The following is a 23,679-nucleotide window of genomic DNA, read 5'->3' as shown; positions in this document are numbered from 1 at the left end:
CGCAAATGGCCCAACCGCATGCGGTCGAGGTCTTGCTGCGGCCAGCGGTGGAGCTTTATACCGTGGCGGTCTGCACCGGCGCCGCGATTCTGTGCCTGGTGGCACCGTGGTCGCTCGCGCTGAACCCGCTGCTCGGCCTGGGCTCGGCGCTGGCCTTCCTGACCTTCGGCGCGATTCGCCTGCGCGATGCCTGGGCGATCCTGCGCTATCGCCGCAACATCCGCCGCCTGCCGCGCTACGTGATGACCAGCCGCGACGTGCCGGTGAGTCAGCAACGGCTGTTCGTCGGCCAGGGCTTTCGCTGGGAACAGCGGCACACGCACCGGCTGATGCAGACCTATCGGCCGGAGTTCCGCCGCTACGTCGAGCCGACGGCGATCTACCGGGCCGCCCGGCGGCTGGAGGAGCGGCTTGAGTTCGCGCCGTTTCCCGTCTCGACGCTGGCGCGCGCGTTGGCCTGGGACAGCCCGCTCAACCCGGCGCGACCACTGCCGTCGGTCGGCGGACTGCCACGCCTGCATGGCATCGAACCTGCCGAGGTCGACGTCACCCTGCCGCTGGGCGAGCGCGTCGGCCACACCCTGGTGCTGGGCACCACGCGCGTGGGCAAGACGCGGCTGGCCGAGCTGTTCATCACCCAGGACATCCGCCGCAAGGTCCGCGGCGAGCACGAGGTGGTGATCGTCTTCGACCCCAAGGGCGATGCGGACCTGTTGAAGCGCATGTACGTCGAGGCCAAGCGCGCCGGGCGCGAAGGCGAGTTCTACGTCTTCCATCTGGGCTGGCCGGACATCTCGGCGCGCTACAACGCCGTGGGCCGGTTCGGGCGGATCTCCGAGGTGGCCACGCGGATCGCCGGGCAGCTCTCGGGCGAAGGCAACAGCGCCGCGTTCCGCGAATTCGCCTGGCGCTTCGTCAACATCATCGCGCGCGCCCTGGTCGAGCTGGGGCAGCGGCCGGACTACCTGCTGATCCAGCGCCACGTCATCAACATCGACGCGCTGTTCATCGAGTACGCCCAGCACTACTTCGCCAAGAACGAGCCGAAGGCCTGGGAGGTCATCGTCCAGCTCGAAGCGAAGCTGAACGAGAAGAACATCCCGCGCAACATGATCGGGCGCGAGAAGCGCGTGGTGGCCCTCGAACAGTACCTGTCCCAAGTGCGCATCTATGACCCGGTGCTCGACGGCCTGCGCAGCGCCGTGCGCTACGACCGGACGTACTTCGACAAGATCGTCGCTTCGCTGCTGCCGCTGCTGGAGAAGCTCACCACCGGCAAGATCGCGCAACTGCTCGCACCGAACTATTCCGACCTGTCCGACCCGCGGCCGATCTTCGACTGGATGCAGGTCATCCGCAAGCGCGCGGTGGTCTACGTGGGGCTGGATGCGCTGTCCGACGCCGAAGTCGCGGCAGCGGTGGGCAACTCGATGTTCAGCGACCTGGTCTCGGTGGCCGGCCACATCTACAAGTTCGGCGTCGACGACGGGCTGCCCGGCGCCGCGGTGAGCGCCAAGATTCCGATCAACGTCCACGCCGACGAATTCAATGAACTCATGGGCGACGAGTTCATTCCGATGGTCAACAAGGGCGGCGGTGCCGGCGTACAGGTGACGGCCTACACGCAGACCTTGAGCGACATCGAGGCCCGCATCGGCAATCGTGCCAAGGCCGGCCAGGTGGTCGGCAACTTCAACAACCTGTTCATGCTGCGCGTGCGCGAGACCGCCACCGCCGAGCTGCTGACGCGACAACTGCCCAAGGTCGAGGTGTACGCCACGGCGCTGATGAGCGGCGCCACCGACAGCTCCGATCCGCACGGCAATACCGCGTTCACGTCCAACACCCAGGACCGCATCAGCAGCAACAGCGTGCCGTTGATCGAGCCGGCGCATGTGGTGGCGCTGCCCAAGGGGCAGTGCTTCGCGCTGACCGAGGGCGGCAACCTCTGGAAAGTCCGCATGCCGCTGCCTGCGCCCGACCCCGACGAAGCCATGCCGAAGGATCTGCAGGAGCTGGCCGGCTACATGCGACAGCACTACGTCGAGGCAGGAGACTGGTGGGAGAACCAAGGCATCCCCGGCCTGCAGGACAAGGCGCTGCCCGACGACCTGCTGGACGACTTCAAGCAGATGGCCGCGGCTGAAGAGGCCGAAGCATGAGCGATCCGGCCGTCGCGGCACAGCGCCAGCAGCAACGACAGCAAGGCCTGATCGCCAGCCTGGTCACGCTGCCGTTCCGCTTCTTCGGCGTGCTGTGCGGCGCGCTGCTGCTGTGCATCCTGATCGAATGCGTCGGCATGCACTTCTTCTGGCCCGAGCAGGGCTGGCGCCACGCGCAGGGCATGCTGCACTACGAGCTGGATCAGCTTTCCACGCATTTCACCCGCAGCGCGCTGGTGCAGGAGCCGGGGCGCACCGCGCACCGGCTGGTCGAGCAGGGCTACGACTGGCTGTTCGTGAAAAGCGGTCTGCTGGACTGGATACGCGACGCCTCGGCGCAGGCCAGCGCCGGCAGCCATCGTCCGACCAAGGATTTCCGCTACTACATCGGCTTGGTCTACGTGAACGTGGAGAGCTACCTGATCGCGGCGGCCTACACGACGCTGGTCTTCCTCGTGCGGCTGCTGGTGCTGTGCCTGACCCTGCCGCTGTTCCTGATGGCCGCCTTCGTCGGATTGGTCGACGGCCTGGTACGCCGGGACATCCGCCGCTTCGGCGCGGGACGCGAATCGGGGTTCATCTATCACCGCGCCAGGGCCAGCCTGATCCCATTGGCCGTGCTGCCGTGGGTGACTTACCTGGCACTGCCGGTCAGCGTGAACCCGTTGCTGATCCTGCTGCCCAGCGCCGTGCTGCTCGGCGTGGCGGTATGCATTGCGGCGGCGACGTTCAAGAAGTATCTCTAACCGATCACTGGACTGGCGCTACACACTACGAGCTTCATCGACCCACGGGTCATGGCGACGTAAAGGTTCTGTGCGCTCATACCCTCGATATTTAGCAGCACCGCAACTTCCGCTTCCAGCCCCTTGAGCAACAGCGTGCTGCCGACGGCGCGTTTTGGTAGCGGGCGCCCCAACAGCCGGTTCTCTTCCCGCACGCGCCGGGCCGCCTCTGCCAGAGGGACGGCCCCCGACGAGGCTTCTCGGAGCGCCTTGAGCACCCCGTAGAGGATGGCCGGCCGATGCACACGCACGTTCGGCAGTGCCCGCAATTCCGACAACAGCGCGGCGGCTGCAGCGAGAGAGGGCGTGCGCCCGAACGCCAGTGCGCGGCTTTCTGCCTCGTTCGGAGGATTCCTTGCAGTTCCCTTTGCCAACGACTGCAGGCGCCGCGTCAACTCCGCCACGCCCACATTGGTCATGACGCTCTGTGCCAGCGCCAGCAACTGCGCGAGGGCATTCGGTGCCCCCACTTCAAAGCTGCTGGCGAAGGCGATGAGGTCTTGCAGATCGACGGCCTCGACCGTCGAAGCGCCCGGCGTCTGGCTCGCAAAGTTCTGCTGAGCTGCTCGGTTGCGGCTATCGGCGATGATGAGCACGCGCCCGTCAGCGGTTGGCGATGCCGTCCTCGCAGCGGCTAGGCGCTGGGCATGGTCGTTGGGTGGTACGGCCTGCATCCAGGTCACATGCTCCGGTGGCCCACTACGCAGATCCACCGACTGCCCCGCCGCCAACAACCGGCGGGCCTCCAGCAACCATTGTCCCAGCGCTTCCGCGCCGGCGTTGCGCCATCGCCAGGGCGTTGCCAGTTCCCCGATGACAGGAAAATGCGCGCACACGTGCTGGTTCCAGTCGGCCAGCGCATTGCCCCGGAACCCGAAGATCGCCTGCATGGGGTCGCCCAGCACGCAGGTCGGCAAGATCAACGAGAGGAAATAGACGATGTAGTGCTGAGGCACCGAACAATCCTGGTACTCATCCACGATCAGATGCGCATATGAGGCTTTCAGCACCTCACTGACGTGCCCGGCTTGCAGCAGCTTCCAGGCGGCGTCGCGGATTGCCGGGTAGTCCCGCGCAGGTGCAGCCAGCCGCAGAATCTCCGGATCGTGGGCGCTGCGGCCGGGAAAGGTCGAGATGAGCCGGATGGCCCAGCCATCGATCGTGCTCAATCGATAAGCGCTGGCTGGCACACCGGCGCGGTCCAGCCGGCCACGCAGGGCCGCAACCCCGGCGTTCGTGTGTGTCAGCACGAGGATGGGCTTGTTGCCCCGATGACCGGCAAGCGCGTGGGCAATCAGCTGTGTCTTGCCGCAGCCGGCCGGTGCGGTGACGGTTCCGCGTTGGATTGCACGAAGGTCGATTTTAACGTGGTCCATCAGTGGCCCACCCGAATACCTGGTCCATCAGAGCGCGGAAGCCCTGATCGCAAAGATGCAGGTCCGGTGCAACGATGGTCCTCGCCACGTCCTCCATCCACGAGATTTGCTTGAACCAGCCAGCTTTTCGGATGCGCGCCGCCTGACCAAGAATGGCCCTGCGTTCGGCCGACAGGAGGCCGGTGTTCTGGATCTCGTCCCAGATCTGCTGGAAGGTGAGCGTGTTGTTCGAGACAGTGCGCAGGTGTTCGACGATCAGGTCGCCATGCAATTCGTTGGCATAGCCGATCAGCCTCTGGCAGGCAGCCGGCGTGAGACTTCCGAACAGCTCGTCCTCCAGCGCCCGGCCCGCGCGGTAGGCGACGACGGTGCCACCGTTCTCGACAAAAGCCTGCTCGACCGCAGGTGTGGGCTTCTTGTCGTCGTCGCGCAGCACCATCACCCGGTAGCCCAGAGACTGGAATGCGGAGGCGCGCGCATACGGTCGATCCGGCTCCCCGCCACCGCAGTCGACGAGCGCCACGCCCAATGCAGCCAGTGACGCATTCCCCTGGTCAAGCCTGTATAAGTCCAGCCCGCGCAGCAGGCCTATCTCGCTGGCTCCCTCGCACACGACCACGGAGCCAGCCAGGAAGGCCTCGGGATAGAGGCGGATCGTGCTCTGGATGTCATTGTCGGCGCCGACCAGGCGAGCCTCATGGCCGAGGGGGCCGCGGCGCAACACGAAGAGCTGGCCGCCCGACAGTTCTCTCAGCGCCACGGGTGAGTGGGTGGTGAGGAACACCTGCAGCGGAGCAGCGGCCTCCTTGGCTCCGAGGGAGCCCAAGAACCTCGCGATGCGGTGCGGCTCCAGCCCGTACTCCAGTTCGTCCGAGAGCACGATTGACGCCTGACCGGCCGCCTTGCGCTGTAGGCCAGCGACAAGCAGACGCGTGGACCCGACGCCCAGGCTGCGAAGCGGGATGCCGCTTTCGTTGTGCAGGGAGATGGTGCCGCCACCGAACGACACCGAATGCGAATCCAGCAGCGCCTTGGCCTTGGCGCCGATGTTGACGCCCAGCTCCTGAGCAGTGGTGGTGACGATCCCCAGCGCTTCTCCCAACTGTTGTTCGGCCTGGTCTCCGAAGCCACTCCGCGCATCTCTGGCGGCCTTGACGAGGGCGGCCGAAGCGTCGGCTCGCTCTTCCGAGATGCGGTTCAGTACCGAGCCGCGCTGCCATCCCAGGTTGAAGTCCGCCAGCGCGCCGATGCGAGTGGGCGCCAGGGCGACGCGATCCTTCCATGCGAGCGTCTTGACGATGCCTTGCTGTGCGGCGCGGTCGGAGACGAGGGTCCACGAGGGCTCCAGGTCACTGGCGACCGTCAGGTTCAGGCAGAGCACAACCTCCGCGCCGGCAGAGGGCTCGTCTTCGACGACGCCAGTGTTGGCGTGGTATCCGCGCAGGAATGCACCAAAGCCCTCCAGCGTCCTCATGCTGTCATCGAGGTCGCCGAGCGTCAGCGTGATGCTGATTGGGGTCGTGATGTCCAGGCCGAAGAAGTCCGCATCCGAGAACTGGACATTACGCCTGGCCCCCAGGCATAGATCGATCGCGTCCAGTACCGTGGACTTGCCGCTGTCGCCCGGGCCGATCAGGCAGTTGATGCCAGGCGTCGGGCACCAGGCCAGCAACTGGATGCCGCGGAAGTTGGCGATCTCGATCTTTCTGATTCGTGCCATGCCTATCCCCCGCGCATTGAAGCCGCTGCCACTGAAATCGCAGTACCTCACTATCCACTCGGGCCGCCTGCTGCAGGCCTCCTGCCCAGTTCTCCTACTTGGTAGGGCGAGACAGCGACTCGGCAAGCTCCAACAACTTTGCGACGTCTTCTGCGGGCAATGACGCCTCCTTCAGGTATCGCACTAAAGCCATCGCTTCAGGCTGCGCGTGCAAGTAGTTGACGACTTCAGGGTCAGTCGAATGCGATAGGCGGAACAAGACGTCGGGATCTGCCGCCAGCACCTTCGCTAGAGCTTTGATGACCTCGGGCCTAGGCGGAGACTCCTTGCCACGCTCGATACGGCTCAGGTAGGCCGGCGAAATGCCGACTATGCCTGCCGCCTCGCGCAACCCAAGGCTCTGCGCCACCCGAAGGTCGCGAATCGTCTCTCCAAAGCTAGTCATGCCGCACATCCTACCCCGAATGTTTAGTGTTGTGCAACATACAACACTCTTAGTAGACTGCGCCATTGTTTGGTAAAGTTTGCTCTTTCCTGCCGATCTTGGGCCAGGACCATGCCGGCCAACCTGCCCACGTCGTCACTTTTCAGGAGCGAACAGATGCTTGGGGAAGAAGTGTTCACGGTTAAAGAGGTCGCCACGCTCTTAAAGGTCGGCGAGAAGACGGTCTACTCCATGGCCCAGGCTGGAGAACTACCTGCGTTCAAGGTGCGAGGTCAGTGGCGATTCGCCCGAAAGGACATCGATGCATGGATAGAGCAGCAGAAACACACAACCCATGATTTCGGCGAGGAAGACCAGAAATGACCCCAGCCTCGGTGAGCGGAGTTTTTATATGAGCAGAACGAAGAACAAGCAGGCCGAGAACACCATCCCAGCTGGATACACGCTCGACTACGTTTCTGGCAGACAGATCAAGGAAACGAAGAAAGAGCTCGTCCGGCAGCGGGTAGTTCGTGCCCTGATCCATGAATACGGATTCTCTCCGGAAGACATGGAGCTGGATTTCTCCATTGGCGGGCGCAAGAAGGTGGATGTGGCCATCTTCCACCACGGCAAGGACCACACAATTGAGAATCTCAGCCGCGCAGTGATTTGCCGCCAAGAACCGAACGTCGGCAAAAATGCCATGCGCATCCGCGATTACGAGCAGGCTGCCAAAGACCTCGAAGAGATCGAAACCATCATGCGCGAGGTCGATGCCGTTCAGTACGGCTTGTGGACCAACGGCCTGGAGTTCTTCTTTGTCGAGAAAGAGCAAAAGCGCTTCGAAACCAAGTGCAACCCCATCGGCGACTGGCCGATGGCCGAAGAGTCGGTCGGCACCAAGGAGGTCATCTCCGATGCCCATACCCGCATCGCCGACAACGAGATGCTCAAGATCACCTTCCGCCGCTGCCACAACTACATCCATGGCAACGAGGGCATGCCCAAGGATGCCGCCTTCTGGCAGTTCCTCTATCTGATCTTCTGCAAGATGCACGATGAGAATCTGCGCGGCAAGCAGCGTCAGGCCTGGAAACGGCGCTTCTGGGCTGGCCCGAAGGAGCAGTTCGAGCCACAGGGCCGCAAGGCCATTCGTGCCCGTATCGAGGAGCTCTTCACCGAGGTCAAGAAGCAGTACAAGAACATATTCCGGGGCAACGAGGAGATTACCCTCTCCGACCGGGCGCTGGCCTTTATCGTTTCTGAATTAGCCAAATACGATTTCACCCGCACGGATGTCGATGCCAAGGGTGTGGCCTACCAAGAACTGGTGGGCGTCAATCTGCGCGGCGACCGTGGTCAGTATTTCACTCCCAGGGGCGTGGTGAAGCTGGTCGTGGAAATGCTTGACCCCAAGGAGAACGAGACGCTGCTGGACCCGGCTTGTGGGACCGGCGGTTTCCTGGTCGCCACCCTGGGACATATGCTGCAGAAATTCCGCGAGGAGCAGAATACCCAGGTCGGCAACGAGAACACCACCGAGTTTCTGAACGTCCATGAGCGGCTGAAAGAGTATGCTGCCGCCAATGTCTTCGGCACCGACTTCGACCCGTTCCTGATCCGCGCCGCTCAGATGAACATGGTGCTGGCGGGCGATGGCCGTGGACATATCTACAACATCAACTCATTGGAGTTTCCGCTGGGGCATCTAGCCGACCTGCCCAGCGTCAAGAAGGAGATCCCGCTGGCGTCCGTGGATATCATCGCCACCAACCCTCCCTTCGGCTCCGACATCCCGATTACGGACAAGCACATCCTGAAGCAGTACGAGCTGGCTCATGGCTGGGAGCCGGACGGCGAAGGTGGATTCCGCAACACCGGCGTTCTCAAGGGCAGCGTTGCCCCCGAAATTCTCTTTATCGAGCGCTGCATCAAGTGGCTCAAGCCTGGAACCGGCCGCATGGGCATCGTTCTTCCCGACGGAGTTCTCGGCAATCCGGCCGCGGAGTACATTCGCTGGTGGATCATGCGCGAAACGCAGGTGCTTGCTTCCGTCGACCTGCCGGTAGAAGCCTTCATTGCCGAAGCCAACGTCAACATCCTCACTAGCTTGCTGTTCCTGCGCCGCAAGGACGACCAGGAGAAGCATCGCGAGGCCCTGGGTCGTGCCGAGGAATACCCAGTCTTCATGGCCGTTGCCGACAAGGTTGGCTTCGACCGTCGTGGTAACAAACTCTACAAGCGCACCCCGGACGGCGAAGAGATTGTCGAGCCCAAGCAGCATATCGAGCGCATCCGTATCGGCGGGCGCTTCGTGGAACGGACCCTGACCCGCAGTGAAAAGATCGAGGACAACGATCTGCCGGTCATCGCTGAGAAGTACCGCGAATTTCTCAAGGAGCAGAACGGGTGAGCGATCAAGACGACATCATTGAAGCCCCGCAGGACGCTGCCGATGAGAGCGGCCCGGATAATTTTTTCATCGACATCCTGACCGGCAACAAGGAGAGCGCCTCGGCCAAGAAGCTGCTGGTGCAAAAGGTTTTGCGCCAGCTCATCGAGAGCTATGGCTTTGACCGAAACGATCTGGAGGTCAACTACAACCCGCAGATCCCCGGCCAGGGGCGCAAGCGCATCGACATCGCGATTTTCCGCCCCGATGCCGAGCACAATAACGACAACCTGCAGCGGATCATCGTCTGCAAAAATCAGAAAAAGCGAGACAAGCTCCGCTCCATTGCCGAGGCCGACGCCGACCTGCGCGAGCTCAAGGAGCTGCTGGAACTGATCCCGGGCGCGACGCTGGGCATGTGGACCAACGGTCAAGAAGAGTTCCTGTTCCAGGTCGAGCGCACCCGTTTTGAAGTCCGGCCCAAACCGCTGGGTGTCTGGCCGGTTCCGGGCGAACGCACCTCCGATCTCGATCGCACCGGCGGTGTCATTCAGGTCAGCGCCGAAGCGGAAGATCTGGAAGACGCCCTGATGCGCTGCCGTCAATATCTGAACCGGAATCTTGGTCTCGATCACAAGGATTCCTTCAAGCAGTTGGCCGTGCTGATGCTGGCCAAGATCCATGACGAGACCCTGCCCACCGGTGAGCGCAAGTTCTGGATCAGGGGTGACGAGCCTTTCACCGAGGCGGGCCAACAGGCCATTGCCCAGCGCATCACCGAATCCATTGCCGCCGCCAAGGCCTGGCAACCGAACCTGCTGACCCGTGGCTGGGATCTGACGCTGGAACCCCACGAGACCGCCCGCGTGGTCATGGAGCTGGCCCGTTACTCACTGAGCGAAACCCAGCCACGTTACCGTACCGAGGCCTTCCGTGCGGTTGCCCGCAGCGTGATGGACGGCCGCGAGGGCCGCTACCCTACGCCGCTCAACGTGGCCGAAATGGCGGTGGAGATGCTCGACCCGCAACCCGGCGAACGCATCATGGACTGCTCCAGCGGCACCGGCACCTTCCTGGCCATGACCGCTGCGCACATCTTCAGGAAAAAGCTGGCGGCCGTGGGCACGACGCCTGAAGAGGCCACCAACGAACAGATCCGCCAGGCGCAAAACGAAACCGCCGCCTGGGCGGCCAGCAATGCCCTCGGCTGCGACATTGATCCCTTCCTGGCCGTGGCCAGCCGCATGAACCTGCTGTTCACCACCGGCAATCCCGGTCGTGTGTTCCGCATCGATGCTCGCACCTTCCCGGACGGCGATCTGGATGGCATTGAGGCCGCTCGCCCGGCCATGCCGCTGGGCAGCATGGATATGGTTCTGCTCAACCCCTGGTTCTCGACACAAGACACGGTCAGCGACACCTCCATCCTGGAGCGCTACGACCTGGGCAACAACTGGGAGCGCGACGAAGAAGGTGGATTCCGCAACACCGGCAATCTAAACATCGGCGGTGTGCCGCCCGAGGTGCTATTTATCGAACGCGCCCTGCAATGGGTGAAGCCTGGCACCGGCCGCGTGGGCATCCTGTTGCCCGATGGTTTGCTGGGCAATCCGGGCGATGAGCACGTGCGCTGGTGGATTCTGCGCCACTGCGAGGTCCTGGCCTCGGTTGACCTGCCGGTGGAGCCGTTCAAGGTCACGGTGAAGGAATATGGCCTGACGCCCGCCTTGCCGAGCCTTTTGGTATTACGCCGCCGCAGCCAGGAGGAACTGATCAATACCGAGCATCCCGAATACAGGGTCTTTATGGCCGTGGTGGACCGGGCTGGTGTCGATGCCCGGGGCAATCTCCTGTTCCAGCGAGCCCCGGATGGTGAAGAACTGGTTTTCGATGAGGAAGTGATCGAGCGGGTTCGAGAAGGTGGTGAAGTAGAAATCCGCCGGACCACACGTCGCAACCGCCGCGTTCATGACGAGCTGCCGCTGGTGGCAGAGAAATACAAGGAATTCCGCGCAACCGGCGAGGTGACGTTATGAGCAGAAAATTCCAGGTAAAAGCTGTGCCAAGTTCTTGGCTGGAGCACAATGGCCGTCGCTTGGACTGCGGGCCTTATATGTCTGGCGCTATAGAAGCTGCCGAACTAATGAGGCAGTTCAGCGTAGAACCACTTGAGAGCCTTACAAAAGACATATTTCATGCAGGCAGAGAGGGCAGACAGTATGTTCTGGATGCTCAGCATGGTGTTCCCTTTATGGGAAGCACAGATATTTTGGCTTTCGACCTCACGTACCAACCCCTGCTTTCCAAGAAGCAGGTAAACAGAAACCCACAGTTCACCATACGGAAAGGCTGGACGCTGATTACTCGTTCAGGTACGACAGGGAGGATGGCGTTTGCTCGCGAGAGCATGGATGGCATGGCCTGCTCTGAGCACGTAATGCGGATAGTTCCCGACGCGAATAAAGTGCCAGAAGGCTACATCTTTGCTTATCTGTCATCTCGCTTTGGAATTCCTCTTGTTGTCTCTGGCACTTACGGCTCGATAATTCAAAGTATAGAACCACACCATGTCAGCAACTTGCCTGTGCCACGATTAGGAGAAGTAGAGTCTGTTGCAGACCGGTTAATCCAGCGCTCTGGAAGCCTTCTTAGTAACAGTCAAGCAAAGCTTAACGAAGCTACGGAACTCTATTTTGATTCTGTTGGGCTTTCAGATATTAATCCAACGGAGTGGCACTCGTGGGGTAGCGATCTTGGATTTGCCACCCCTGTAAGTTCGAAGTCTTTGCGGGCTTTAAACTTTAATCCTCGATTCGAGCGGCTTTGCTCGCAAATTAAAGAAGGACAGCATAAGTTGCTTGGCGAATTATGCCTTGAAGGAACATTGCGCCGGGGCAATATATTCAAGCGAATTGATGCAGCTCCAGAATACTCGTATCAACTGGTTGGCCAGAAACAAATTTTTTGGCTGCGACCAGAAGGTCGCTGGATTTCTAAAGCATCCGTTCGCGAGGAAGTTCTCGTTTCCGATGGAACGATTCTGGTGGCCGCTCAAGGAACGCTTGGTGAGGGAGAGCTATTCTGCCGTGCCGAGTTTATAACTGGAAGTACGCTGGAGAGGGCCTATTCGGAGCACTTCCTACGAGTCATTGCCGACGAGTCGCAGATCGAACGGGGGGCGCTGTTTGCATTTATGCGTTCAGAAACGGCATTCCGTATGCTTCGCTCCGCCTCGACAGGAAGCAAACTCCAAGATTTTCACTATGCAGTTTTGCCGTCTTTACCGATCCCTTACCCAGAACAGGCGGTCCGCAAGAAGTGCCATGACTTGGTCATGGAGGCTTATGAGGCCCGCGATGAGGCCATAAGGTTCGAAGACGAAGCCCGTTCCCTCGTCGAGCGCACCATTGAGGAGGGGGCTCGCTAATGGCAAAAGTCATACCCATCGGGCAGCCCGCGAACGAATCTGAACGCCAGGCCATCGGCTTCCTTCGGGATCATCTGCCCGATGGTTGGTTGATCTTCCACAACTTCGAGATGCGCCAAGGCCAGGAGGTATTCGAGATCGACATCGCCATCCTCGCGCCTCACGCGGTGTATCTGGTGGATGTCAAAGGGACGCGGGGCAACATCGATGTGTATGGCTCCAAGTGGTATCCGCAGGGGCGGCAACCGTTTTTCTCGCCGCTGGCCAAGCTGCGCAGCCATGCCAAGACCATGGCCACCATTATCCGCGAAAGCAATACCGGCCTGATCGAACTGCGCAAGGCCCATGTGCATGCCGCCGTGCTGCTCACCGCCGATGACGCCGCCGTGTTCGACCAGGCGGGTATCGACAGCCCGGACGTGACCGACTTCAAGCACTGTCTGAAATACTTCCGCGACGCGAGCCGCATTCCCGACAACCGGCTGGATAATATCACCCGCTTCCACTCCCAAATTGCCAAGGCGATCACCGGTAACGCCAAGCCCAAGAGCGCGGCGCTGGTGTTCCGCGACTGGCAGGTGGAAGAGAAATTGGGCGGCACCGACCGCTACACCGAATACCGCGCCAAGCACAACCTGTTGGGCAAGAGCGGCGGCATGGCCCGCCTGCGGGTCTATCAGGCCGACCCTTACCAGGACGAGACCGCCCGCAAGGAAGAGTTCAAGAAGATCAGCAACGCCTATCGCGCCGTGGCACACATGCCGACCCACGCCAACGTGCTGGCGGTGAAGGATCTGTTCGTCTCCGACGATGAAGATAAGGTGGTGCTGGTCACCGAGGACCTGCCTGGCCAAGCCCTACGCCTGCACATCAACAAAGCCTCCCTGGCGCTGACCTTTGACCAAAAGCTCCAGGTGATGCGCGATGTGCTGTCGGCCCTGGACCATGCGCACCGGCACGAGGTGATCCACCGCAATCTCACCCCGGACGCCATTCTCGTGACCAAGGGCGGCCAGGCCCGGGTGACGGGTTTCGATTTCGCCCGGGTGGGCAAGAACCGCACCTCCACCATCGCCGATCAGGTGGTGGATGATCTGGAAGCGGCTTACCAGGCTCCGGAGTGTTTCAAGGACCCGACCCAGGCCAGCATTGCCTCCGACCTCTACGCCGTTGGGCTGATTATCTATGAACTGCTGACCGGCGAGCTGCCCTTTGAAAGCGTCGACCAGATGATGGAGGCCGACGGCAAGTTCCCCATCAAGCCCTCGGAGCACAAGCCGGACCTGCCCAAGGGGATCGACGAGTGGCTGCAGAAGTTCTGCGAGTTCGACCCCGAGGAACGGCATACCAGCGCGGCCATCGCCCGCAAGGGCCTGGATGACCTCATTCTGCCCGAGGCCAAGAATGACCAATCGACAGGAGAGTCGATTGGCACGCCCGAGCAGGGCGCCCGAAGGGCCGCGCCCAAGGACGGGAGCGGTGACTCCGCCCCTGAAAACGACCTGATGAACCTTCCGCAGGATTTCATCCTGGCGGATCGCTTCCGCATTCAAAAGAAGCTGGGTAGCGGCGGCTTCGGCGTGGCCTACAAGGTGTTCGATTCCCTGGGCGATGTGGTGCGGGTCATCAAGCTGGTGACCAAGGACCGCCGCAGCGTGTACGAGCGACTGCGCCGCGAATACAAGACCCTGACCAATCTGCCCGACCATCCGCACGTGGTGAAGGTGATCTGGGCGGACCGCATGGCCGACGCCAAGCAGACGCCGTACATTGTCTTTGAATATGTGGAAGGTCTGGATGTCTCCGATCTGATCGACGCCGAGGCGCTGTCACTGGATGATGCCGTGCGCATCGTGCGCGAGGCCGCCGATGGGCTGGCCCATTTACACAAGCACGGTGTCTACCATCAGGACATCAAGCCCTCCAACCTGCTGTGGACCGATAAGGGAGTCCGCATCATTGATTTCAACGTTGCGGTCTCCGAGAACGACGAGGTTCAAGGCGGTGGTGGCACGCGTCGCTACCTGCCGCCGGATTACGATTACTCCTCCGAGCCTGATGCTTCGGATCGAATGGACCGTGACCTCTATGCCCTGGGCATCTCCTTCTATGAGTGCCTGACCGGCAAGTATCCGTTCGACGACCCCACGCCACCGATCAAGACTCAGCCCAAGGACCCCAAGCAGTTCAAAGGTTGCGCCGATCTCAGCTCATCGCTGGTCAATGTGCTGGTGAAGATGATCGCGCCGGAGCGCAAGGATCGCTTCGCGTCAATCGATGAGTTCTTGACCGCCATGGCCGAGGTCAAGCGCCTGCGCTCGGTGCTGACCACCGGCGAGATTGGTGCCGGACCCAAGGTGGTGTCCAAGCTGGGTTTCGAGCCGACCAAGCCCAACACCAACCCCTTTGTTACCCACTTGCTGACCCTCTACAGCCAGAGCCAGGTATCCAACGCGGGCACCCGAGGTCTCGACGAAGTTGGCAAGGCTACCTACGTGCCGACCTATCTGGATGAGAAGCTCAAGCCCGCGCTGCTCAAGGGCGAGTTCCGCCTGGTCATCATCAGCGGTAACGCCGGTGACGGTAAGACGGCCTTCATTCAGCAGTTCGAGGCCTTTGCCGAGAGCAAGGGCGCTCAGATGCAGCGCGGCGCGAACGGGGCCGTGTTCCAGCTCAAGGGCCATACCTACCAGAGCAATTACGACGGCAGCCAGGATGAAGGCGACGAGCGCAACGATGCCGTGCTGCAGAAGTTCTTTGCTCCCTTCGCGGGAAAGGACGCCTCCGACTGGCCCGAGAATCAGACCCGCCTGATCGCCATCAACGAGGGGCGGCTGGTCGATTTCTTCCTGGAGCATGAAGAGGAGTTCCCGCTGCTCGCAAAGCAGATCCAGCAGGGCTTGGCCGGAGCCGCTCCGGAAGGCGGCATCGCGGTCATCAACCTCAACCTGCGGTCGGTGGTCGCCGAACCCGAGGAAGGTCAGCCTTCGATTCTGGAGCGGCTGATTGCCCGCATGACGCAGCAGGAATACTGGCAGGCCTGCGAGAAGTGTGACCTCAAGGGCAAGTGCTTTGCCTACCATAACGCCCGGACCTTCCAGGACCCGGTTGCCGGACCCAAGGTGATCGAGCGTCTGAAGATGCTCTACACCATTACCCACCTGCGCGGGCGACTGCATATCACCATGCGCGACCTGCGTTCGGCGCTGGCCTTCATGCTGGTGGGCACCCAGGATTGCGACGGCATTCACCAGCTCTATCAGAACGGTGGTGAGGAGACCCAGAATCGCATCCTTGACGGTTTCTATTTCAACTCGTGGCTTGGCGGGGCGGAAGGATCCAATGACCGGCTGATTGCCTTGCTGCGCGAAATTGACGTTGCCGAAGTCAGCAACCCCGATCTGGACCGCGAGCTTGGCTTCCTCAATCCCAAGACCAAGGCCATGAGCCGCTTCTCGTTCGCGGAGCGGTCCGGATATGACAATGAACTGGTGGAGACGCTGTTTGGCAGTCTGCCTCGCGATTACTCATCGAAGAACCGTGCCCGATTGATCGTCAAACACCGGAATTACCTCTCGCACATGCGCCGCCGCCATTTCTTCGAATGCCGCGATAGTCAGGAAAACCGTCCTTGGGAAAAGATGCTTCCATATGGGCATATTGATCCCTTCTTAAAAGCCATCGAGGAATCTGGAGCGAAGAGTCAGGATGAGGTAACCACCATTCTCCGCGCCATCAACCGGGGCGAAGGGTTGAGCGATCCGGCGCGGCTGGGCAACCAGTTGGCACTCCGTGTTCGTCAGGTGGATAAAGGCACCATCCGCAGTTACCGCCTCTTTGACGGCGACCATTTCACGCTCCGCACCGAGCAGGAAACGGCGGCTCATCCTTTCCTCGAGTGCCTGTCTCAGGCGCTGGTGCTGTTTTACGACTCCGGCGACGGCCACAAGGCCAGCCTGCGCATCAATCTCGACATCTATGAAATGCTGATGCGGCTCAACAACGGCTACCGTCCCAGCATCGAGGAGCAGGAAGGTTTCTACCTCAGTCTGGCGGTGTTCAAGAACGTTCTATCCGCCGCTCCCTATCAGGAGGTGCTCCTCACTGAAAGCGGCTTCGAATTCTTCCAGATCCGGCGCGACGACAAAGGCATCCTGCATCTGGGAAAGGTAAGCAGGAGGGCTGAAGCATGAGCATCAAAGGCAGAGACAAGGAGTTCCGCACTCCCAAGACCACCTACGTCGATTTCAAGCACATCGAGATGGATCGTGTGCTGACCATGCTCTTTCCCCGGCTGAAATACGATGGCTATGCCAGCCGACGCCCGCCCCGTGGCGGCGACCTGACCGTTGAAGAGTTCATGGAGGACTTCCTTGAGCATCCTGAATGGTTCGCGGGCTTTGATCGCTTTCCGCAGGTGGTACACCGCTGGATCGAAACCGATCTGATGGATGTGGTTAATCGGGGCAAAGCCAATCAGGCCGTGGCCGCTCCAAGGCCGCTGCATGGCAATACCTATAAGTTCCGCAACGCCAAGCATACCCGTGATTACGGCGCTGCCGAGCAGATCTACTGGATGCTTTTCTATGCCCGCAAAGGCAAAGGCCAAGCGGCGCGGGATGCGTTGAAGCGCTTCTTCTTCCCGGGAATCGACCTGGTGACGGACCGCTACGATCCCAACGCTTCCGTGGATGTGGAAACGCAGGCCATCCTGCGTCTGGATCATCAGGTTACCCAGGACATGAAGGACTCCAAGGAGCCCTCGCGCTTCCAGCCGCTGTGTATCGGCCAGGCCGATATTATGGCCGACGACATTCTGCGGCTACTGGCCTATGAGCCCTATATTCCGCGTTCGGTGCTGGTGGATTACCTCAAAACCCTGATGGCATTCCATCTGGCGCTTTACCACCTCAAGCTACTGCAGATGCTGCCCAAGCTGGTGAAACAGCGCTCGGGCAACGATCTCTGCACCGCCAAGGAATGCCCGATCAACCCGGGCCTCGATAATGCGCTGGAAGGCTGTCCTTACCGCGTGGCGCTGGTCGTGGATATGGGCGACGTCAACAATCCGCACATGGCCGAGTTGGCTCGCAAGTCCACTGACCGGCTCTATCGTCAGATACCGGCCTTTGTGCAGGCCAACTTCGTCATCAAGAAGCTCGATGAGATGGCGGAATACCTGAGCAAGAAGACGGGCAAGCTGGCTACCCCTGGGGGCGGCGTGTTCACCGTCGGCGACCTGGTATCCCTACTGAAACCGGAGCACGACTCAGAGCGCCAAGCCTACTTCAAATTCCGCCTGGCGAGCCTGATCGAGGAATCGACCTCCGGGAACGAGGACGTCGATCCGGAGATCCGGGAAGTCACCGGCATGGGCCTGGGTGAGTTCGAATCCTTCATCGAAATCCTGATGGCGTATCGCGGCAAGTATCACCGCCAGTACATCACCGAGTGCCTGGACTCTCTGCTGCTGAAGAACAAAGAGAACGGCCTGCTGGCCCAATCCCGGACCAAGGGAAGTCCTCGGCGATTTGTGCTGGGAAGCAAGCTGCTCGAGGTGCTCCTCCAGGTGGCCGTGCTTACCCAGGACGGCGGGCGATTTGTGACCCGCGAGGTTCGCATCGAGGAATTGCTGGCCTTTTTGAGAAACCGCTACGGCCTTCACATCGACCGGCTGCCGGAAGGAAGCCAAGCCAACAGCAGCATCCTGGACAGACGCGCCCTGCGCCTCAACCTCGAAGCCTTCAAGCGCCGCCTGCGTGAAATCGGTTTCTACGAGGACCTGTCGGATGCCTACGTGACCCAGAAGGTATCGCCCCGCTATGCGATTGAGAGAAATGCCGGAACTGATAAGAACGGGAGGCACGCATGAGTAACGCGTTCACCAAGCTTTCCCAGGATAAATTGAACGCGGCGGTAGCTGGTCTGCTGTGCCCTCGTATCGAAGCGATCCTGGGTGATCGTGGCCCAGGCCACTGCATGCGGGTCACCGATCTTGATGACGATGTCATGGAGTCGGTCTGCAAGGAACTGCGGCGAACCCGGCCCGACGGAAACATCTTTATACTCGGCAGCCATGACCAGGAGGGCATGCCTTTCCGGGTGACCTCCACCAAGCTGGTGGAACTGCGTAACCCTGACGCGAATGGCGAGCTGCGCCAGCCATTGCTGGTCTTCATACCGACCTCGCTCCGTACCAGCGCCGAAGATTCTTTTGGCGTGGCCACCTTCGAGGAGTTGGCTTTCACCGGCATCTACGAGGACCTGATCGACTCGCTGCTTGACCGGCTCCCGGCAACGCTGGTCGGCCATGTCCGCGATCTCTTGGGCATCCTCACCGAAGAGGAATGGCTGTTTGCCGACGATGTTTCCCGCGTGCGGTATCTGCTCACCGCGCTCGAAAACGGGATTGATGGAGAAACCCTCGGGGCCAGCCTGTATGAATTGACGTTGATCCCGGACTTCAAGCTCTTTGCCGACACCGGCATGGTCAATGGCAAGATTCGCCGCAACCTCGGCAGCGTCCGCAGTCTGATGACCTCACACAAGTCGGTGCGTGGCCGTATTGCCGATCTGGGGCTCAGCGACAAGGCATTGGAGTCGCGCCTATTCGCCTACTTTGAAAAATACGATGTCCAGGAGCCCGAATCCTGGACGCCGCCCATCGCGACCGACAAGAGCTGGTGGAGCATCTCTTTCGACAAATGGACCTTCCAGGAAGAGCTTTCGCTGGACAAGGTTCTTCTGACGGTGCTGGAGACCGACTTGCCGGTCGTTGCGGAGGATGAGACCGACGACCAACTCTCCGGCCTCATCGGACAACAGGTTCTGGTCCCGAACGACCGCCGCAAAATGAACGTGGTGTTCGAGGTTAACCCTCACCCCGGCAAGGTCAGCGGGCTTGACCATTTTACGGTGCAAATCATTTCACAGAATGACGGCCCGGTAGGAAAATCCAAAAAGGTCAAAGCCTGGACGCCCAACCGCCTGCAATGCACGACCAACCTGGCCAAACTCAATAAAATCGAATTCGAGGAAGGATGGCATTTCATCCGTGTAATGCCTTGGACGGCCGATGGCGATCCGATTCCGCTCGAAGCAGATTCCGCCTCCGAGGGAGCTAAACGCTCTTACGAGAGTGAACCTTTCTACGTCCTGCCCGGTGGCAACATTGAGGAAGAACCGCCGCAACGCGCCATCCCAATTGAGCAAAGTTTGGAGCATGCACGTTTCCGGCTGCAACTGACTGCCCTGGGCGACGAACGCAATCCCGATGATATCGCCATCAGTGGTGTCGCCTGGGCCGAAGGCGGTCGTTCCAAAAAGACCTCCCGCCAGGAAACCCTGCACGCAAAATTCGGCCGTGAGGGCGCTGTTCAGATCCCGCTCTCGCGTATGCTCAAAACCATCGAGCAGCGCATCTTGGCGGAGCCCAAGCACCCGTCGGGCTGGCGAATGCAGATCAACCTGGATACCGCCGAACCGCCTTCCGAAGTCGGACTCACACTGCCTTCTTCCGCCGCGATGGCTTCCTTCCTGGCTGCCCGCGAAGAGTTTTTTGCAGCGGTGCGCAAAGACACTGCCGAGCTGATCATGCAGGGGCTTTCGTTCCGGGACTCGGAAAAGGAATGCCTCGCGTATGCTGAAAGCTACCTTGATCTGGTCAGGAACCTCATCCGTCAGGCCGAGACTACTTCCGGTGCCGAGCGTCAGCAGCACCTGCAAGCGCTCAGAAACGTGCTGGCCGTCGATTCCATTCATGTCATCTTGACCGACTTCCGTGGAAGGCATCGTGAGGCTGTTTTGGTCTCCCCAACCCATCCGCTCCGTGCCTTGTGGCTGAGCAGTTGGGTCACCCTGGGCAAGGATTGGATCGAGAAGATCAAGTCAGGTGGGAAGGATCACATTCCTCATGTCCGTTCCGCGCTGTTGGATGGCCTTGTGCCCTCTGCCTATCCGGTCGGTATTCCCGTCGAGGATGGCCGCATCTTCACGCCGGTGGACAACCTGAATGCGTTTTGGGCGCTCTACGCCCCGACCACCGAGGAGAATTCCCGTGGCCTGATGGCGGAGATCTGTTCGGCCCTCGGCTTGGCCGAGCCCTCTGCGGCGGGAACCGATATTTCCGGAAAGGTCATTGCGGACAAGATCGAGCGCTATCTCTCCCAGCATCCGTATGTGCGAGAGCTATCCCTGAACATTTTCAACCCCGGGGCCGGATCGGTGATAGCGGAGGCCCTGATATCGCTCCAGCAGAAACGTGAGCATGCTGATTTGCGCTATGACATCCGGCTCTTTACCTCCGATCCCGACTCGCCGGTTTTGGGTGAGGCGCTTGAATCCATGGTCCGTCCTGGAGCCACGGTAAACGAGGCAGCCGACGCGTTTGCGACTTCAACTGGCAGCCATCTGTTTTCCAAGCTGAACTTGGCCAAGCACGCGCTGAATGAATTCCATGCAAATTCCAAAGAGTTTCCGGCGCACATCAGCGTTCTTTTGGATGTGTTCCCCGCCGAGGAGCTTTCCATTGCCGAGAGGCCGATGGGGGTGACTCCGCTGCATGGGTTGATACAGGACTTCGATACCGAATTCGTTGATGACGATTCGGGTACCTTCTGGAATAAGCGGCCGATTGTTGGGCGCTCCCTCGGCGCGGACAACCACGCTGCGTGTTTCGATTTGCTGTCGTCGCTGAGCCGTCACCTCTGTTTTGCCACCTCAGCGGTTGCTGCTTCTGGTGCCAGTTTCAAAGCCGTACCCGTCGTGACCCTTGGCCTCGATGTGGCCCAACGAGAACTGATCTACGAGGTTCACCAGATCAGCGATTGGGTGTTCACCATCGACCGAAATATGGGAATTGAGTTTTTCGACCATGGCGGCCGGAAGAACAGACCGGACTATCTGATTGACTATGTGCCGGGAGCCAGCTCCCAGGCTACACATAACCTGATCATATCCTCGCGCTCGAGCGATGAGCTGGAGGCCATGCTGAAGCCGGTGCTGCTTGAGCACGGGTTATCCGCCGACGGCGAGCAGTCGGTTCAGATCCTGGCAAACCTGCGGTCGCTTTCCGGCCAGCTCGCCCTGAAACTGATTTCAGCACGCACGCAACAGGCAGAGGCTCTTGGCCTGGCCCTGGCGCGGCTCTATCTCGAATATCAGGGCGCGTTGAGCAATCAGGTCATTGTGCCGCTGGATGCACACACGGACCTCTACCGCTCAAGCGGTGAATCAGACGACGTCAACGATGCCATCAGCCTGCAACGCACCGACTTGGGTTTGTTCGACCTGGATTTGAACACCAGGACGATCACCTGCAACCTGGTCGAGGTGAAGTGTTATTCGCAGGTCGGCGACTTTGCGGCCTTCAACCAACTGAAGGAGCGGATCTCCGCCCAGATCAATCAGAGTGAGCGCATCCTCCAGCGCCACTTCGACCCGGCCCTGAAAAAACCGGACCGGCCGGATAGGTTGCTCAAGAGCCGGGAGTTGGCTCAGATCCTTCGGTTCTATTTGGAACGCTCACTGCGGTATGGGATCTTTGATGTGACTGCCGCGCAGGAAGCGCGAGGGCTACTTGAATCCATCGAACAGGGCTACTCGCTTCAATTCAGGCGGTGCGCCCTGATCTTCGACTTTGACAAGGCCGGAACCGAAGCCCCTGACAACGAGGTGGGCATCGAATTCCACCGCATTGGCAAGGATCTCATTCACGCCTTGCTGGAGAATTGCCGTAAGCCTGTGTCCGTCGAGATTGAGGAAGAGCCGACCGCCCATCTCCTGAGCGAGCAGTTCATTCCGAACGTGCCGAAACTCGAGACAGCCGCGTTCATCGCGCCCAAGAGAGCCCGGTCAACGTCCTGGACGGTGGATGAGCTCTGGGACGAAGAGCCGGAGGCACCAATCACCCAGTCAACAGCTTCTGCCGCAGAGGAAACACACGCACCTGCGCAAGAGGAAAAGGAAGGACAGGCGGAACCCGTCGAGCAAGCACCTCGAACTTCCACCATCGAGCCTGAAGAAGAAAAGGAAGCCGAACAGCCCGCTGTCGTTGCTGTTGAACCGGAAGCACCTGTTCAACCCGAGCATGAAGCGCCTGAGCATCCGACCCCCGAGCCCGCGCCTCAAACCGAGGTCAGTTATGACATCATGCTGGGTGTCAATGGTGACTCGCCTCAGTACGGTTTGCTCGGAGAGGTTTCCGGCAGAAAGATCGCCCTGGACCTCAACCACACACACACGATCAGTCTCTTTGGGGTTCAAGGCGGCGGCAAGAGCTACACCCTTGGAACAGTCATTGAGATGGCCTCTATGCCGCTTCAGCACATCAATGTGCTGCCAAGCCCGCTCGCCACGGTCATTTTCCATTACAGCCCGACGCAGGATTATGCGCCGGAGTTTACCTCGATGATCAATGCCAACTCGGTGGATGAGGAGATCCGCATCCTTCGTGAGCGTTACAAGGCCAACCCGGAAGCCCTGAAGGATGTCCTGATTCTTACCCCGGCAAACAAGGTGGATGATCGCCGGGCCGAGTACCCGGATATCGAGGTGAAGCCGATTGCCTTTTCTGCCTCCGAACTCAAGGCGGCGCACTGGAAATTCCTGATGGGAGCGATTGGCAGCCAGAGCATGTATATGCGGCAAATCAATCTCATCATGAGGGGGCTGCGGGATAACCTGACTTTGGATGCCCTGCGAGCAGGCATCGATAACTCTGGCCTGTCCGATCACCTGAAAGAGCTGGCCCAGACGCGCCTGCTGTTCGCCAGTGAATACATCAACGATAACCAACGGCTTCAAGACCTGATTCGTCCGGGCCGCTTGATCATTGTGGATCTGCGTGACGAGTACATTGAAAAGGATGAAGCGCTCGGTCTGTTCGTGGTGATGTTGCAGATTTTCTCGGAAGCCACTTACCAAGGAGGCGCCTTTAACAAGCTCGTGGTATTTGACGAAGCCCACAAGTACATAGAGAACGATGATCTAGTTTCCGGATTGGTTGAAGTGGTTCGGGAAATGCGACATAAAGGCACCAGCATCATGGTCGCGTCCCAAGACCCGCCATCGGTTCCCGTTTCTCTAATTGAGCTGTCCTCACAGATCATCATGCACAAGTTCAACTCACCAGCCTGGCTTAAGCATATCCAGAAGGCCAATGCCGCCCTCGGAGAGTTGACTTCCGAGAAAATGAGTCACCTCGGTGCAGGCGAAGCCTATGTTTGGTCAAGCAAGGCCTCAGATGACTCGTTCACCCGCGGCGCAGTGAGAATCAAATGCCGTCCACGCATCACCCAGCATGGCGGCAGCACAAAGACGGCAGTTGCTAACCAGCAATAGCAATGCGAGCAGGCCTCACCAATCTGAACAAAACGAAGGCGCCCTCCACC

The 23,679-nt window shown here is 60.2% G+C and carries 12 protein-coding genes; 9 read left to right on the top strand and 3 right to left on the bottom strand.

Annotated elements, in window-relative coordinates; genetic code table 11:
• The first annotated feature begins 5 nt into the window (after nucleotides 1-5).
• A complete protein-coding gene (gene traD / locus P5703_RS15660) occupies nucleotides 6-2,162 on the top strand; it encodes a type IV conjugative transfer system coupling protein TraD (protein ID WP_280059649.1) in 2,157 nt (718 codons plus the stop codon).
• The gene (locus P5703_RS15655; protein ID WP_016446165.1) at nucleotides 2,159-2,908 is read left to right on the top strand and encodes a TIGR03747 family integrating conjugative element membrane protein; all 750 of its coding nucleotides are present in this window, start codon (nucleotides 2,159-2,161) and stop codon (nucleotides 2,906-2,908) included. The genes traD and P5703_RS15655 overlap by 4 nt, the downstream gene beginning before the upstream one ends.
• Here P5703_RS15655 and P5703_RS15650 read toward each other — a convergent pair.
• From P5703_RS15650 to P5703_RS15640, 3 genes are all read right to left on the bottom strand, one after another.
• A complete protein-coding gene (locus tag P5703_RS15650; RefSeq protein WP_280059648.1) occupies nucleotides 2,905-4,323 on the bottom strand; it encodes a UvrD-helicase domain-containing protein in 1,419 nt (472 codons plus the stop codon). The two genes, P5703_RS15655 and P5703_RS15650, sit on opposite strands and share 4 nt — an antisense overlap.
• Nucleotides 4,310-6,043, bottom strand: coding sequence for an ATP-dependent nuclease (locus tag P5703_RS15645; protein ID WP_280059647.1), 1,734 nt, complete (start codon nucleotides 6,041-6,043; stop codon nucleotides 4,310-4,312). Before P5703_RS15645 ends, P5703_RS15650 begins: the two co-directional genes overlap by 14 nt.
• Before the next feature lie 94 nt (nucleotides 6,044-6,137).
• The gene (locus tag P5703_RS15640; RefSeq protein ID WP_280059646.1) at nucleotides 6,138-6,488 is read right to left on the bottom strand and encodes a helix-turn-helix domain-containing protein; all 351 of its coding nucleotides are present in this window, start codon (nucleotides 6,486-6,488) and stop codon (nucleotides 6,138-6,140) included.
• Between the two features lie 156 nt (nucleotides 6,489-6,644).
• Here P5703_RS15640 and mads1 point away from each other — a divergent pair, with 156 nt between their 5' ends.
• From mads1 to mads8, 7 genes are read left to right on the top strand one after another with little or no spacing between them, the layout of a single operon-like run.
• Complete coding sequence (gene mads1, locus P5703_RS15635; protein WP_153161901.1) at nucleotides 6,645-6,851, top strand: methylation-associated defense system helix-turn-helix domain-containing protein MAD1; 207 nt, start codon at nucleotides 6,645-6,647, stop codon at nucleotides 6,849-6,851.
• Between the two features lie 28 nt (nucleotides 6,852-6,879).
• Nucleotides 6,880-8,883 (top strand): methylation-associated defense system DNA methyltransferase MAD2, encoded by a 2,004-nt coding sequence (gene mads2 / locus P5703_RS15630; RefSeq protein WP_280059645.1) that lies wholly within the window; start codon nucleotides 6,880-6,882, stop codon nucleotides 8,881-8,883.
• A complete protein-coding gene (mads2, locus tag P5703_RS15625; protein WP_285587984.1) occupies nucleotides 8,880-10,898 on the top strand; it encodes a methylation-associated defense system DNA methyltransferase MAD2 in 2,019 nt (672 codons plus the stop codon). The genes mads2 (P5703_RS15630) and mads2 (P5703_RS15625) overlap by 4 nt, the downstream gene beginning before the upstream one ends.
• Nucleotides 10,895-12,289: a methylation-associated defense system restriction endonuclease subunit S MAD5 gene (mads5, locus tag P5703_RS15620; protein WP_285587982.1), complete on the top strand. Its 1,395-nt coding sequence runs from the start codon at nucleotides 10,895-10,897 to the stop codon at nucleotides 12,287-12,289. The genes mads2 (P5703_RS15625) and mads5 overlap by 4 nt, the downstream gene beginning before the upstream one ends.
• Nucleotides 12,289-16,482 carry a methylation-associated defense system protein kinase MAD6 gene (gene mads6 / locus P5703_RS15615; RefSeq protein ID WP_280059642.1) on the top strand — a complete coding sequence of 1,398 codons (4,194 nt, stop codon included), beginning with the start codon at nucleotides 12,289-12,291 and terminating at the stop codon, nucleotides 16,480-16,482. The genes mads5 and mads6 overlap by 1 nt, the downstream gene beginning before the upstream one ends.
• A complete protein-coding gene (gene mads7 / locus P5703_RS15610; RefSeq protein ID WP_280059641.1) occupies nucleotides 16,479-18,161 on the top strand; it encodes a methylation-associated defense system protein MAD7 in 1,683 nt (560 codons plus the stop codon). Before mads6 ends, mads7 begins: the two co-directional genes overlap by 4 nt.
• Entirely contained in the window at nucleotides 18,158-23,629 is a 5,472-nt protein-coding gene (gene mads8, locus P5703_RS15605; RefSeq protein WP_280059640.1) for a methylation-associated defense system ATP-binding protein MAD8, read from the top strand. Before mads7 ends, mads8 begins: the two co-directional genes overlap by 4 nt.
• Nucleotides 23,630-23,679: the final 50 nt, after the last annotated feature.

The sequence above is a fragment of the Stutzerimonas sp. FeSN7 genome, from assembly GCF_030263795.1.
Classification (GTDB): Bacteria; Pseudomonadota; Gammaproteobacteria; order Pseudomonadales; family Pseudomonadaceae; genus Stutzerimonas; species Stutzerimonas stutzeri.
The sequence above is the reverse complement of the archived record's forward strand: the minus strand, read 5'-3'. Positions and strand labels throughout refer to the sequence as shown.

Excerpts from the sequence above, each read along its gene's own strand:
- traD (WP_280059649.1), top strand. The coding sequence starts at position 6 with ATGGCCCAACCGCATGCGGTCGAGGTCTTGCTGCGGCCAGCGGTGGAG.
- P5703_RS15655 (WP_016446165.1), top strand. The coding sequence starts at position 2,159 with ATGAGCGATCCGGCCGTCGCGGCACAGCGCCAGCAGCAACGACAGCAA.
- P5703_RS15650 (WP_280059648.1), bottom strand. The coding sequence starts at position 4,323 with ATGGACCACGTTAAAATCGACCTTCGTGCAATCCAACGCGGAACCGTC.
- P5703_RS15645 (WP_280059647.1), bottom strand. The coding sequence starts at position 6,043 with ATGGCACGAATCAGAAAGATCGAGATCGCCAACTTCCGCGGCATCCAG.
- P5703_RS15640 (WP_280059646.1), bottom strand. The coding sequence starts at position 6,488 with ATGACTAGCTTTGGAGAGACGATTCGCGACCTTCGGGTGGCGCAGAGC.
- mads1 (WP_153161901.1), top strand. The coding sequence starts at position 6,645 with ATGCTTGGGGAAGAAGTGTTCACGGTTAAAGAGGTCGCCACGCTCTTA.
- mads2 (WP_280059645.1), top strand. The coding sequence starts at position 6,880 with ATGAGCAGAACGAAGAACAAGCAGGCCGAGAACACCATCCCAGCTGGA.
- mads5 (WP_285587982.1), top strand. The coding sequence starts at position 10,895 with ATGAGCAGAAAATTCCAGGTAAAAGCTGTGCCAAGTTCTTGGCTGGAG.
- mads6 (WP_280059642.1), top strand. The coding sequence starts at position 12,289 with ATGGCAAAAGTCATACCCATCGGGCAGCCCGCGAACGAATCTGAACGC.
- mads7 (WP_280059641.1), top strand. The coding sequence starts at position 16,479 with ATGAGCATCAAAGGCAGAGACAAGGAGTTCCGCACTCCCAAGACCACC.
- mads8 (WP_280059640.1), top strand. The coding sequence starts at position 18,158 with ATGAGTAACGCGTTCACCAAGCTTTCCCAGGATAAATTGAACGCGGCG.